Here is a 12,844-nt window from a genome sequence, read left to right as displayed (position 1 = left end):
AAATAGAATACATTTTTAAAAATCGAGAGTCGCACCAAGGGCGGAGTCTACCCTTTTTTAGGGTGCTAAGGTAGCAGACCCATCTTTATTTATAGAAAAGCTTGATCGTTCATAAAAATCATCAGAACTGCAATTGTTTATTGCTTGTTTCTGATGATTTTTTTGATAGTTACGCAAAGATATTCAGGGTATGAATAATTCGGGGTAATAAAAGATAAACTAAAAGAGTATAATTTTGACCTAAGGAAAATAGACAATTATACTCAAGTGAAAACTTGAAAAAAGAAAAAAGCTCCTTGGGAGCTTCTAACTTTCTTATTTAGCAAGTTTAGCAGCAAGGCGTGATTTGTCGCGGCTTGCTTTGTTTTTGTGAATCAAACCTTTTGTTTCTGCTTTATCAATAGCAGCAGATGCAGTACGGAAAAGTTCTTCAGTTGGGTTAGCTTCGAAGTTCTTGATAGCAGTACGCATAGCTGATTTTTGAGCTGAATTTTTTTCGTTTTGTTTCACGTTCAATTCAGCGCGTTTGATAGCTGATTTAATATTTGCCAAAATGTTCACCTCCATATGTAATAACTATCTAATTATACAGGAATTTCCCTAGCTTGACAAGAAGATTTCATTTTTTTAGGTAGATTTTATCAATTTTGTGGTTTTGGTCTTTGTGAAGAATCATTTGAGCCCGATTTCGGGTGGGCTGGATATAGTCTTGTAGGTTGACCAAATTGATGCTTTCCCAAATATGGCGTGCATAGGCCAAGGATCCCTCTACGCTCATGAGGCTGAAGCGGTGGTGGTAATTTTCCGGCTTCTCCATAGCCAGTTCTCGCAATTTGAGGAAACGCTCGAGGTACCACTGCTCGATGAGGTCGGTTGGGGCGTCGATATAGATGGAAAAATCAAAATAGTCGAGACTGTAAAGATTGGGTTGGTCTGAGATTTGAAAGAGATTGATCCCTTCCACAATCAGGATATCTGTGTTTTCCAAATGAATGACCTGATCGGGTAGAATGTCATAAGATTCGTGGGAGTAGAGGGGAACATCGTAGGCATCTCCATTCCGGATATGATCCAAAAAGTCTAGCAATTTTTCCATGTCATAGGATTGGGGGAAGCCTTTTTGGTGCATGATCTGCTTAGCTTCTAGAGTGGCATTGGGATAGAGAAAACCATCCGTGGTGACCAAATCCACCTGTAATGTAGGATATGCCTGTTGTAGAAGCAGACGAAGGAGGCGACTGGTTGTCGATTTGCCTACAGCAACGCTACCAGCAATTCCAATGATGAAGGGGGACTTGCTAGCGGTTTGACCAAGGAAAGCTCCTTTGGATCGGTTGAGTTCTTCTTTGTTTTTTCTATATATATGAAGCAAATGAATTAACGGAAGGTAAATGTCATGGATTTCCTCCAGTTGGATGGGGTCATTGAGGCTTCGGATGGCATCCAATTCTGCCTGGGTTAGTCCGGCGTTGGTTAATCCGGGTTGCAAATGTCGCCATTCCTCTCGCTTGATGGGACGGTAATTCAAAAATTCCTGCATAGTATCCTCGTTTCTTCGCCTAGTATATCATAGGGTTGCAGTGCTGTAAACCGTTTCCATAATGCTTCCAGTTGTGATAGAATAAACCTATGAGTAAGATGTATTTTGAGCGGCAGCCGGATGCTGCACATGATGTGCGAGAGTTGCGCGTGTCCCTCTTGGGCACGGATTTTCGTTTTTTAGCGGATGCTGGTGTTTTTTCAAAAAAACAGGTGGACTATGGGTCGCGGGTGTTGTTGGATAGCCTCGACTTTGTACCTGGAGGATCGCTCTTGGATGTGGGCTGTGGTTATGGGCCCTTGGGAATTACCCTCGCCAAGGTGCAGGGGCAGACAGTGACCATGGTGGACGTCAATGAAAGGGCTCTAGACCTGGCTATCAAAAATGCCCAGGCCAATGGGGTGGAGGCTAGTGTTTTTGCTTCTGATGTCTATGACCAGGTGGCAGGGACCTTTACCCATATTATCTCCAATCCCCCTATCCGGGCGGGTAAATCGGTGGTCCACAGGGTTATTGAGGAGGCGCCGGCTTACTTGGAGTCTGGGGGAGATTTGACCCTAGTCATTCAAAAGAAACAAGGGGCGCCGAGTGCAAAAAAGAAAATGGAAGAAATCTTCGGTCATTGTGATACTATTAGAAAGGATAAGGGTTATTACATCCTTAGAAGTGTGAAAGAATGAGAGCGGTTGATTTAATTCAGAAAAAACGAGATGGTTACAGCTTAAGTAAAGAGGAGATTGATTGGCTCATCGAAGGCTATGTGGACGGAAGGGTTCCAGACTACCAGATGGCTGCTTTGGCGATGGCTATTTATTTCAAGGGAATGGATACGCGGGAAATTAGTGATCTCACCATGGCCATGGTGGCAAGTGGAGATCAGGTGGACTTGTCTGCCATTCCAGGGATCAAAGTGGATAAGCATTCTACTGGTGGAGTCGGGGACAAGGTGACCTTGATTCTGGCACCATTGGTGGCAAGTTTCGGCGTATCGGTTGCAAAGATGAGTGGCCGTGGTTTGGGGCACACGGGTGGAACCTTGGATAAACTGGAATCCATTAAAGGTTTCCAAGTGGAAATCCCAGAAGTTGATTTTATTCAGCAAGTCCAAGCTATTGGCGTTTCTGTCATTGGTCAGTCCGACCAGTTGGTTAAGGCGGATAAATTGCTGTATGCCCTTCGGGATGTGACTGCGACAGTGGATATTATCCCATTGATTGCCAGTTCAGTCATGAGTAAGAAAATTGCGGCGGGTTCCGATGCCATCCTCTTGGATGTGACAGTCGGTCAAGGTGCCTTTATGAAGACCATTGAAGAGGCGCGTGAATTGGCGACCACAATGGTGAATCTTGGGAAAGCTGTTGGTCGAGAGACTGTTGCAGTGGTTACCGATATGAGCCAGCCTTTAGGTCGGGCGATTGGAAACCGTTTGGAGTTACTAGAAGCGATTGAGATTTTACGGGGGCAAGGTCGTTCGGATATTACGAACTTTGTCAGCGAGTTAGGGCAAATGTTGTTGGCTTTAGCGGGCGTTGAAAAGTCCGTTGAGGAGGTTCGTTCCCATCTTGAAAACGGTTCTGCTTTGGCAAAATTGGAAGAAATGGTCGCAGCTCAAGGTGGAGATTTGGAAGATCTTTACCGTCCTGTTCAAGTCCAAGAAGTCTATGAAGTTAAGGCTCCTACAGGTGGCTATATTACCGAACTACCAGCACTTTACTATGGTTTGTTTGCCATGAAGTTGGGGGCAGGTCGAGCGGTTAAAACAGACCCACTTGATTTCGAAACAGGGATTGTTTTTGAGAAAAAAGTAGGCGACCGTGTAGAAGAAGGAGAAGTTCTAGCCAGAATTTATGCAAATTCGGAAATTCCGAAAGTTATGCTTGAAGAATTTCTGGAAAATGTTAAAATAGGAAACGAAGAGGTCGAAATCAAGGAAATTATTGAAATCGTTCGGTAATAGAATTGTTTTAATACTCAAAACAGTCGAAGTTTTTATGCAATGGAACAGTTATTTTGCTAACTAAAATAAAAAGGTTGAGACTTTGTCCCAACCTCTATCAATCCGATGAAGACAGAACCAGGGGTTCGGCGAAGAGGATTGGCGCATTCAGATTTTGAAAAGTATAGTCTTTTAGTTTACTTTTAGTACAAGGCAGCGAGTCGTAGACAGTACTGAAGTACGGTAAGACGAGCTAACACAGTAATAAAAGATAAACTAAAAGACTATAATGAGTATGATTTTCGTTTCGACATCCCTAACATCGTCTTTGCTTAGTGATGACAATCACTCATCAGTTCTAACATTTTTTAGGAGGTTCAACATGAACAAGAAACAATGGTTTGGTATCGGATTGACGGCTGCAGCAGCGCTGACTTTGGTTGCCTGTGGAAACCGTTCTACAAGTCAAAATGCCGATGCTAAAACCGACCTTAAAGCCGTTATCGTAACCGATACTGGTGGGGTTGACGATAAGTCCTTTAACCAATCTGCTTGGGAAGGGTTGATGGCTTGGGGGAAAGAAAATGGTCTTTCTGAAGGAAATGGAATCAGCTACATCCAATCTCAAAGTGAGTCTGATTACGCAAACAATTTGGAACAAGCTGCTTCAAGTGGTAACCAATTGGTATTTGGAATTGGATTTGCCCTTCGTAACGCCGTTGAGTCTGCGGCAAAAGATCGCACGGATACCAACTACGTCATCATTGATGAAGTGATTGAAAACATGGACAACGTTGCGAGCGCAACCTTTGCGGACAATGAAGCTGCATACCTAGCTGGTGTGGCTGCTGCTAAAACAACTAAGTCTAAAGAAATTGGTTTCATTGGTGGTATGGAATCAGAGGTTATCACTCGTTTCGAAAAAGGGTTTGAAGCAGGTGTTAAATCTGTAGATCCTTCTATCAATGTTCGTGTGGACTACGCAGGTTCCTTCAGTGATGCCGCTAAAGGTAAATCTATCGCTCAAGCTCAATACTCAGCTGGTGTAGATGTTATCTATCAAGCAGCTGGTGGTACTGGTGTTGGTGTCTTCAAAGAAGCGAAAGACTTGAATGAAACCAAAGACGAAGCAGAAAAAGTTTGGGTAATCGGTGTTGACCGTGACCAGAAAGATGAAGGGAACTACACTTCTAAAGACGGTAAAGAGTCTAACTTCGTACTTGCTTCTACCTTGAAAGAAGTTGGGGAAGCTGTGAAGGATTTGGCCAACCAAGCTAAAGATGATAAGTTCCCAGGCGGTAAACACATCACTTACGGTTTGAAAGATAAAGGGGTTGACCTTGCAGAAACAAACTTGTCTGATGATGCCAAAGCTGCTGTTAAAGAAGCAAAAGACAAAATCGTAGCAGGCGACCTAGAAGTCCCTACCAAATAAGACTGAAAAAAGCCAGGAATTTCCTGGTTTTTTTGTATATAAGGGACACTGAATTTGAAAACGTTCGTGTTTATAGGATATTCTTGGAAGTTTTCAAGAAATTTTCTTGTTTTTCACGAATGAAGTCTAGCCAAATCATCGTTTCTATGCTATACTGTCAATCGTATGTAAAAAATGGAGGTTAGCGCTTTGAATAAAAAGGCGATTCTGGCTGTAGCAGGTCTGGCGGTGGCGACACTGGGATTAGTGGCCTGTGGACAGCGAGGTAACACAGAGAATACGGAAACCAAGGTTAAGGCGACGCTTGTTACAGGTGCTGGAGGAGTTGATGATAAATCCTTTAGCCAATCTGCTTGGGAAGGTTTGGAAGCCTGGGGTAAATCTCAGGGGTTAAGTGAAGGAAATGGCTATGGGTATTACCAATCCGATTCTGAGTCCGACTACACCAACAATTTTGAACAAGCAGCAACCAATGGTAGTAACTTGGTTATCGGTATTGGATTTATGGTGAAAAATGCAGTTGAACAAGCTGCAAAGGATCACCCAGAAGTTAATTACTTGATTATTGATGAGGTCATTGAAGGTCAAGACAACGTAACCAGTGCAACATTTGCGGATCAAGAAGCGGCTTACTTGGCGGGAGTTGCAGCAGCTAAAACCACAGAGAAAAAACAGGTCGGTTTTATTGGCGGTATGGAATCTGAGGTTGTCAAACGGTTTGAAAAAGGCTTTGAAGCTGGTGTCCATTCGGTGGATCCGGATATCAAAGTTCAGGTAGATTACGCAGGTTCCTTTACCGACGCGTCAAAAGGCAAGTCTTTGGCGCAGGCGCAATACGCCGGTGGAGCTGATGTCATTTACCATGCAGCAGGTGGAAGTGGAGCAGGTGTCTTCAAGGAAGCTAAAGATTTGAATGAAACACGTGATGAAGCCGATAAAGTTTGGGTCATCGGTGTCGACCAGGATCAATCTGCAGAAGGCGAATACACTTCCAAGGATGGAAAAAAAGCAAACTTTGTTTTGACTTCAACGATTAAAGAAGTCGGAGCAGCTTTGAAAGATGTTGCAGAAAAGACGAGTGACGGAAATTTCCCTGGGAATCAAACCATTGTTTATGGTTTGAAGTCTGGAGGGGTGAACTTAGTTACTGGTCAACTATCCTCAGATGCTAAAGCAGCCGTTTCAGACGCCAAAGAAGCTATTATTGCAGGAAATATAAACGTTCCTGAAAAATAGACTTAGGTGATGGTGCGAGGTTTGACTCTCCCTTTCTCAAGGGGCAAAATCTTCTGACTCATCTACTCGTAAAAGTGGCAGAGGTCCCTCATTTGGGGGCAAGCCTTTACCAGGAATGGGTGAAAGGTTAGCCATTTCAATAGAATGAGTTAGCGGAACACGGTCACTTGCTTTAGTAAGAGGTTGAATTTTTTCAACCTCTTTTTTGACAGAAAAATCTTGAAGGGAGGTGGTCATTGTTCTGTAAAAAATGATAGAATAGAGATAGTGTAATGTAAACGAATACCATGGCAAATGAATAGGAGAAAAACCATGAAACTTAACAAATATATTGACCATACACTACTCAAAGCAGATGCCCAAAAAGACGCGATTCTACAGCTGATTGAAGAAGCTAAAGAGTACGATTTTGCGAGCGTCTGTTTGAATCCTAGCTGGGTAGCTTTGGCTGCCAAGGAATTGGCTGGAACTGATGTAAAGGTTTGTACCGTCATCGGTTTCCCTCTGGGAGCAACAACTTCCGCAACCAAGGCGTTTGAGACAGCAGAGGCTGTTAAAAATGGAGCGAGTGAAGTAGACATGGTTATTAATATTGCAGCTCTGAAAGATGGAGACGACCAAGCTGTTTTGGAGGATATCCAAGCAGTTGTTGAAGCTAGCGGAGATGCACTTGTTAAGGTGATTATTGAAACAGCCTTGTTAACGGATGAAGAGAAGGAACGTGCTTCTCGATTAACAGTTGAGGCTGGTGCAGACTTCGTGAAAACTTCGACTGGATTTTCAACTGCTGGAGCAAACGTTCCTGATTTGGAATTGATGCGCCGAGTAGTTGGACCCGATTTCGGTGTTAAAGCAGCGGGTGGAGCTCGTTCCTATGAAGATGCAGTAGCTTTTGTTGAAGCTGGTGCAACACGTATAGGAACTTCTTCAGGTGTTGCCATCATGAAAGGCGAGGTTGTGGATGGAGGCTACTGATCCAATTCAATTAGCGATGGAAATGGCCCAAAAAGCCTACGTTCCTTATTCTCACTTTCCGATTGGGGCTGTTTTAGTGGCCAAGGATGGTCGCTATTATACCGGGGTCAACATTGAAAATGCGAGCTTTGGTTTAACCAATTGTGGAGAGAGAACTGCTATTTTTAAGGCAGTTTCAGAAGGAGTTACTGAATTTTCCGCTCTGTATATTTACGGAGAAACGGAGAGACCTGTTTCGCCTTGTGGAGCTTGCCGTCAGGTAATGGCTGAATTTTTTGAAGCCGATTTGCCGATTACATTAATTGCCAAGGATGGGTCAACGAAAACCATGTCTATGGAAGAGTTGTTACCTTATTCTTTTAAAGATTTAAATTAAAGAATGAAATAAAAAGAGGAGATTGTAATGAAGTCAAATAAAATTGTAGCACTCGGAGCAGCATCACTTGCAGTACTTGGTTTGGCAGCGTGTTCTAACCGCAGTGGTGATCGTTCAGAAGCTGCTTCAGATTCCATTCGTGTAGCCTACGTGACGGATACCGGTGGGGTTGATGACCACTCCTTCAACGAATCTGCTTGGACAGGTTTGAAAGCATGGGGTGAAGAAAACAATTTGGAACAAAATCAAGGCTATACCTACTATCAGTCTGAAAATGAATCTGACTTCACCAACAATTTCCAACAAGCCATCACAGAAGGCTATGATATGGTTGCAGGTGCTGGATTTGCCCTTGCAACATCATTGGAGGAAGTCGCTAAAAACAATCCAGATACAAAATTTGTGATGGTGGATAGCGTGATTGATTTGGATAACGTTGCTTCAGCAACCTTCGCGGATCAAGAAGCAGCTTACCTTGCAGGTGTTGCTGCGGCCAAGAACACCAAAACCAAACAAGTTGGTTTCATTGGTGGGGTTGAAAGTGAAGTTATCACGCGCTTTGAAAAAGGTTTTGAAGCAGGGGTCAAATCAGTTGACCCATCGATTAAAGTCCAAGTGGACTATGCTGGTTCCTTTAATGATGCCGCTAAAGGTAAAACCATTGCTGCTGCTCAATACGCAGCTGGTGCAGATGTGATTTTCCACGCTTCTGGTAAAACTGGTGATGGCCTTCTGAATGAAGCGATTACCCGGAATGAGAAATTTGCTGCTGATTCAGACGAAAAAGTTTGGGTTATCGGTGTTGATAGCGATCAAGCCCCTCAAGGTGGATACAAAGACAAAGATGGTAAAGAATCTAACGTAGTCTTGACCTCAACATTGAAAGAGGTCGGAAACACCATCAAGGATATGGCAACTAAATTGCAAGAAGATAAGTTCCCTGGTGGAACAACAACTGCCTACGATTTGAAATCAGGTGGTGTAGAAGTAACCTACGATAACTTGAACGAAGACACTAAAAAAGCTGTCGAAGATGCAAAACAAGCCATCATCGATGGCAAGGTAACGGTTCCTGAAAAATAATTTAGGAAGACGTTAGAAAGGATAAACGGAATATGGCGAATGAACATGTCATCGAGATGCGCGATATCACCAAAAAATTTGGAGATTTTGTTGCCAATGACCATATCAACCTTCAACTCCGTAAGGGCGAGATTCACGCCCTTCTCGGAGAAAATGGGGCAGGAAAATCAACCTTGATGAACATGCTGGCGGGCTTGCTTGAACCAACCAGCGGTGAAATTGCGGTCAATGGCCAAGTTGTTCAATTGGATTCTCCTTCAAAGGCTGCTTCCTTGGGGATTGGGATGGTTCACCAGCACTTTATGCTAGTAGAGGCTTTCACGGTCGCAGAAAATATTATCCTAGGAAGTGAAATTACCAAAAACGGTGTGCTGGACATTAAAGAAGCCACCAAAGAAATTGAAGAACTGTCCAAGCGGTATGGTCTTGCAGTAGATCCATCTGCTAAGGTGGAAGACATTTCCGTAGGGATGCAACAACGGGTAGAGATTCTGAAAACTCTCTATCGTGGTGCTGACATTCTGATTTTTGATGAACCAACAGCGGTTTTGACCCCTTCCGAAATTCAAGAACTGGTTGAAATTATGAAGAGTTTGGTCAAAGAAGGAAAATCTCTGATTCTCATTACCCACAAATTGGATGAAATCCGGGCCGTTGCGGATCGTGTGACTGTCATTCGTCGTGGTAAGAGTATTGAGACCGTTGAAATTGCCGGTGCTACCAACCAAGACCTTGCTGAGATGATGGTGGGACGTTCTGTTTCCTTCAAAACAGAAAAGGTTAAGGCACAACCCAAAGAAACGGTCCTTTCCATTAAGGATTTGGTGGTCTTGGAAAACCGTGGAGTACCAGCTGTGAAAAATCTTACTTTGGATATTCGGGCAGGTGAAATTGTCGGAATTGCCGGTATCGATGGGAATGGTCAAACGGAATTGATCCAAGCGATTACAGGACTCCGTAAGGTGAAATCTGGAACCATTACTCTTAAAGGTGAAGATATCGTTGGTGCAAGTCCGCGGACCATTACTGAAATGCAAGTTGGACACGTTCCAGAGGACCGTCATCGTGATGGTTTGGTGCTAGAGTTGTCTATTTCAGAAAATATTGCGCTTCAAACCTACTACAAAGAGCCCATGAGTTCCAAAGGGATTCTAAACTATGGGAACATCTATGACCAAGCACGTCGCCTGATGACTGAATTTGATGTACGGGCCGCCAGTGAGTATGTACCAGCAAAGGCACTTTCTGGAGGAAACCAGCAAAAAGCCATTATCGCGCGGGAAGTTGATCGTAATCCAGACCTCCTCATTGTTAGTCAACCGACACGAGGCTTGGACGTTGGAGCGATAGAATACATCCACAAACGCTTGATTGAAGAGCGGGATAAAGGTAAAGCCATTTTGGTGGTGTCCTTTGAGTTGGATGAGATTCTCAACGTCTCAGACCGTATCGCTGTTATCCATGACGGTCATATTCAGGGGGAATTGGACCCTGAAACCACCAACAATCAAGAGCTTGGTATCTTGATGGCTGGTGGAGAATTGAAGAAGGAGGAAGGAAATGTCTAAGAAACTTCAAGGTGCAGCTGTCCCTTTGATCTCCGTTCTCCTTGGAATTCTCCTAGGAGCCATCATCATGTGGATCTTTGGCTACGATGCTATTTGGGGCTATGAGGCGCTCTTTGCGACAGCTTTTGGTTCGCTCAGATCTATTGGGGAAATTTTCCGGGCTATGGGTCCCTTGACGTTAATTGGTCTCGGTTTTGCAGTGGCTAGTCGAGCAGGATTCTTTAACGTCGGTTTGTCTGGACAAGCTTTGGCAGGCTGGATTGCAGCCGCATCCTTTGCCCTACTCAATCCGGATCTACCTCGATTGGTTATGATTCCCGCTACCATCGTGATTGCCATGGTAGCGGGTGGTTTGGTTGGTTCTATTCCAGGTGTCCTTCGGGCTTACTTGGGGACCAGTGAGGTTATTGTCACTATCATGATGAACTACATTGTTCTCTTTGTGGGAAATGCCTTGATTCACCAACTGCCACAATCCGTTATGCAAAGTACCGACTCTAGTAAGCCGGTTGGCATGAACGCCACTTATCAGACAGAGTGGTTGCGGGCTCTTACCAGCAATTCACGGATGAACATTGGGATTTTCTTCGCTATTATCGCGGTGGCCCTTATCTGGTTCCTGTTGAAGAAAACCACCCTCGGATTTGAAATTCGCTCGGTTGGTCTTAACCCTCATGCCAGTGAGTATGCAGGGATGTCCTCTAAACGAATTATCATTATTTCCATGATTATCTCTGGTGCCCTTGCGGGTCTTGGGGGTGCTGTGGAAGGACTTGGAACCTTCCAAAATGTTTACATTCAAGGTTCGTCCTTGTCTATCGGTTTCAATGGGATGGCCGTATCCCTTTTGGCCAATAACTCTCCAATTGGAATTATCTTCGCGGCCTTCCTCTTTGCGGTTCTCCAAGTTGGTGCACCGGGGATGAATGCAGCATCCATTCCACCAGAATTGGTTAACATTGTGACGGCTTCAATTATCTTCTTCGTTGGAATTCATTACGTGATTGAAAAATTCCTTGAGTCAAAAGCAAAAAAGGGAGGGCAAGCTAAATGAATCTCGAAACCCTATTAGCCTTATTAGTGTCTTCCATGCTGATTTATTCAGCCCCTCTCATTTTCACCTCCATTGGTGGAACTTTCTCTGAGCATTCAGGGATTGTTAATGTTGGTTTGGAAGGAATTATGGTTGTCGGCGCTTTTTCAGCAGTTGTCTTCAACCTTTCAACTGCATCTGCTCTTGGCGATGCAACTCCATGGTTGGCCTTACTTGTTGGTGGTTTGGCGGGCGTTCTCTTCTCCCTCCTCCATGCGGTAGCGACCGTTCATTTCCGGGCGGACCATGTTGTCAGCGGTACGGTATTGAACTTGATGGCTCCAGCCTTAACAGTTTTCTTGGTCAAAGTGCTCTACAACAAGGGACAAACGGACAATATCCAGGAGTCCTTCGGACGCTTTGATTTCCCGATTTTATCAGATATCCCCTTTATCGGAGAAGTCTTCTTCAAGAATACATCGATTATGGGTTACGTGGCCATCGCAACCTCTTTCCTGGCTTGGTTTATTATGTTCAAGACCAAGTTCGGTCTGCGCCTTCGTTCTGTTGGTGAACATCCTCAAGCGGCTGATACCCTTGGGATTAACGTCTACTTGATGCGGTACGCAGGGGTCATGATTTCTGGTTTCCTTGGGGGAGTCGGAGGTGCGGTTTATGCCCAATCCATTTCTGTAAACTTCTCCATTTCTACCATTGTTGGACCTGGGTTTATTGCCCTTGCTGCGATGATTTTCGGAAAATGGAGTCCAGTTGGTGCCATGCTCTCCAGCCTCTTCTTTGGACTTTCTCAGAGTTTGGCGGTTATCGGTAGCCAATTGCCACTCTTTGATAAGGTTCCAGCTGTTTATCTACAGATTGCTCCTTACGTCTTAACCATCGTTGTCCTTGCGGCCTTCTTTGGAAAAGCCGTTGCACCGAAGGCAGTCGGAGTCAATTACATTAAGTCTAAATAAATTCTTAAAGGTTCCTGGCCTAGCGCCAGGAACCTTTTTTCAAAAAAGGTTATCCTGTTACACAGTGGTGAATGGAGATGAAAATATAGCCGATGAAGTCATCATTTGATTCATTTGGCAAGGGCCAAGGACTTGGGGAAAGAAATGGCAAACCTCCTCTTCCAAGCTCACTTTACACGTGGCTTGGATTTAGCCCAAGACCAAGTTCTGCTAGACCTAGCCCAAGAACTGGGCTTGAAAGCAGAGCTTGTCGAAGAAGCCTTGCTATCTCAGGAATATGCTGCTCGCATTGAGGCAGATCAAGAGGCTGGAATGGCCTTAGAGATTACAGCAGTTCCCTTCATCCTATTTGCCGGTCCTTTCTCTATTTCCGGAGCTCACCCCCAAGAGGTCTTTGAAGAAGCTCTGGAAATAGCCTTTGCTTTAGAACCTAAACCAGTCCGTCTGGGGGCGGAGTCATCAGATAGGACCTGTGGACCAAATGGTTGTTTTGTTTGATAAAATCCCGAGTTTATCACTTTAAATAAGACAAAAGATAGCTAACCCCTTGGGGGACAAGGCGTTTGGCTATCTTTTTTAATTATTTTCGTGTTGTATATGAACCTCTAGCATAATTTCTTAATTCCTCGAACTTCACAACTCCCTTTGTCCAGTCAATTCCAAGAAGCTTATTTAACTCCTGCATATC

The 12,844-nt window shown here is 44.2% G+C and carries 14 protein-coding genes; 11 read left to right on the top strand and 3 right to left on the bottom strand.

Translation table 11 applies throughout. From position 1 onward, the window contains the following. Nucleotides 1-315: 315 nt before the first annotated feature. Nucleotides 316-552 (bottom strand): 30S ribosomal protein S20, encoded by a 237-nt coding sequence (gene rpsT / locus JEQ21_RS08895; RefSeq protein WP_135037360.1) that lies wholly within the window; start codon nt 550-552, stop codon nt 316-318. A 67-nt stretch (nt 553-619) separates the two neighbouring features. Next, nucleotides 620-1,540 carry a type I pantothenate kinase gene (gene coaA, locus JEQ21_RS08890; RefSeq protein ID WP_199365146.1) on the bottom strand — a complete coding sequence of 307 codons (921 nt, stop codon included), beginning with the start codon at nt 1,538-1,540 and terminating at the stop codon, nt 620-622. Between the two features lie 89 nt (nt 1,541-1,629). Between coaA and JEQ21_RS08885 the strand changes: the two genes are divergently transcribed. The 4 genes from JEQ21_RS08885 to JEQ21_RS08870 all read left to right on the top strand — a co-directional run bounded on the left by JEQ21_RS08885 (nt 1,630) and on the right by JEQ21_RS08870 (nt 6,147). Continuing rightward, nucleotides 1,630-2,220, top strand: a complete 591-nt coding sequence (locus JEQ21_RS08885; RefSeq protein ID WP_199365144.1) for a class I SAM-dependent methyltransferase — start codon at nt 1,630-1,632, stop codon at nt 2,218-2,220. Then, entirely contained in the window at nt 2,217-3,494 is a 1,278-nt protein-coding gene (locus JEQ21_RS08880) for a pyrimidine-nucleoside phosphorylase (protein WP_199365142.1), read from the top strand. Before JEQ21_RS08885 ends, JEQ21_RS08880 begins: the two co-directional genes overlap by 4 nt. A 364-nt stretch (nt 3,495-3,858) precedes the next feature. After that, nucleotides 3,859-4,911 carry a BMP family lipoprotein gene (locus tag JEQ21_RS08875; protein ID WP_199365140.1) on the top strand — a complete coding sequence of 351 codons (1,053 nt, stop codon included), beginning with the start codon at nt 3,859-3,861 and terminating at the stop codon, nt 4,909-4,911. A gap of 189 nt (nt 4,912-5,100) precedes the next feature. Next, complete coding sequence (locus JEQ21_RS08870; RefSeq protein WP_199365138.1) at nt 5,101-6,147, top strand: BMP family lipoprotein; 1,047 nt, start codon at nt 5,101-5,103, stop codon at nt 6,145-6,147. A gap of 36 nt (nt 6,148-6,183) precedes the next feature. On the opposite strand, the gene JEQ21_RS08865 is transcribed toward JEQ21_RS08870, so the two are convergent. Beyond that, nucleotides 6,184-6,486 carry a hypothetical protein gene (locus tag JEQ21_RS08865; RefSeq protein WP_199365136.1) on the bottom strand — a complete coding sequence of 101 codons (303 nt, stop codon included), beginning with the start codon at nt 6,484-6,486 and terminating at the stop codon, nt 6,184-6,186. Here JEQ21_RS08865 and deoC point away from each other — a divergent pair. The 7 genes from deoC to JEQ21_RS08830 all read left to right on the top strand — a co-directional run bounded on the left by deoC (nt 6,460) and on the right by JEQ21_RS08830 (nt 12,654). Then, nucleotides 6,460-7,122, top strand: coding sequence for a deoxyribose-phosphate aldolase (gene deoC / locus JEQ21_RS08860; RefSeq protein WP_196091851.1), 663 nt, complete (start codon nt 6,460-6,462; stop codon nt 7,120-7,122). The two genes, JEQ21_RS08865 and deoC, sit on opposite strands and share 27 nt — an antisense overlap. Further along, nucleotides 7,109-7,498, top strand: coding sequence for a cytidine deaminase (locus tag JEQ21_RS08855; protein WP_196091850.1), 390 nt, complete (start codon nt 7,109-7,111; stop codon nt 7,496-7,498). The genes deoC and JEQ21_RS08855 overlap by 14 nt, the downstream gene beginning before the upstream one ends. Nucleotides 7,499-7,525: 27 nt before the next feature. After that, nucleotides 7,526-8,581, top strand: a complete 1,056-nt coding sequence (locus JEQ21_RS08850) for a BMP family lipoprotein (RefSeq protein ID WP_199365134.1) — start codon at nt 7,526-7,528, stop codon at nt 8,579-8,581. Between the two features lie 32 nt (nt 8,582-8,613). After that, nucleotides 8,614-10,149, top strand: a complete 1,536-nt coding sequence (locus JEQ21_RS08845) for an ABC transporter ATP-binding protein (protein ID WP_199365131.1) — start codon at nt 8,614-8,616, stop codon at nt 10,147-10,149. After that, entirely contained in the window at nt 10,142-11,203 is a 1,062-nt protein-coding gene (locus JEQ21_RS08840) for an ABC transporter permease (RefSeq protein ID WP_196091847.1), read from the top strand. Before JEQ21_RS08845 ends, JEQ21_RS08840 begins: the two co-directional genes overlap by 8 nt. Next, nucleotides 11,200-12,156 (top strand): ABC transporter permease, encoded by a 957-nt coding sequence (locus JEQ21_RS08835; protein ID WP_199365129.1) that lies wholly within the window; start codon nt 11,200-11,202, stop codon nt 12,154-12,156. The genes JEQ21_RS08840 and JEQ21_RS08835 overlap by 4 nt, the downstream gene beginning before the upstream one ends. Nucleotides 12,157-12,261: 105 nt before the next feature. After that, nucleotides 12,262-12,654, top strand: a complete 393-nt coding sequence (locus JEQ21_RS08830; RefSeq protein WP_199365127.1) for a DsbA family oxidoreductase — start codon at nt 12,262-12,264, stop codon at nt 12,652-12,654. Nucleotides 12,655-12,844 lie beyond the last annotated feature (190 nt).

The organism is Streptococcus sp. 121, assembly GCF_016458205.1.
Classification (GTDB): Bacteria; Bacillota; Bacilli; order Lactobacillales; family Streptococcaceae; genus Streptococcus.
The sequence above is the reverse complement of the archived record's forward strand: the minus strand, read 5'-3'. Positions and strand labels throughout refer to the sequence as shown.

Coding starts and splice junctions, on each gene's coding strand:
- coaA (WP_199365146.1), bottom strand. CDS start 1,540: ATGCAGGAATTTTTGAATTACCGTCCCATCAAGCGAGAGGAATGGCGA.
- JEQ21_RS08885 (WP_199365144.1), top strand. CDS start 1,630: ATGAGTAAGATGTATTTTGAGCGGCAGCCGGATGCTGCACATGATGTG.
- JEQ21_RS08880 (WP_199365142.1), top strand. CDS start 2,217: ATGAGAGCGGTTGATTTAATTCAGAAAAAACGAGATGGTTACAGCTTA.
- JEQ21_RS08875 (WP_199365140.1), top strand. CDS start 3,859: ATGAACAAGAAACAATGGTTTGGTATCGGATTGACGGCTGCAGCAGCG.
- deoC (WP_196091851.1), top strand. CDS start 6,460: ATGAAACTTAACAAATATATTGACCATACACTACTCAAAGCAGATGCC.
- JEQ21_RS08865 (WP_199365136.1), bottom strand. CDS start 6,486: ATGGTCAATATATTTGTTAAGTTTCATGGTTTTTCTCCTATTCATTTG.
- JEQ21_RS08855 (WP_196091850.1), top strand. CDS start 7,109: ATGGAGGCTACTGATCCAATTCAATTAGCGATGGAAATGGCCCAAAAA.
- JEQ21_RS08850 (WP_199365134.1), top strand. CDS start 7,526: ATGAAGTCAAATAAAATTGTAGCACTCGGAGCAGCATCACTTGCAGTA.
- JEQ21_RS08845 (WP_199365131.1), top strand. CDS start 8,614: ATGGCGAATGAACATGTCATCGAGATGCGCGATATCACCAAAAAATTT.
- JEQ21_RS08840 (WP_196091847.1), top strand. CDS start 10,142: ATGTCTAAGAAACTTCAAGGTGCAGCTGTCCCTTTGATCTCCGTTCTC.
- JEQ21_RS08835 (WP_199365129.1), top strand. CDS start 11,200: ATGAATCTCGAAACCCTATTAGCCTTATTAGTGTCTTCCATGCTGATT.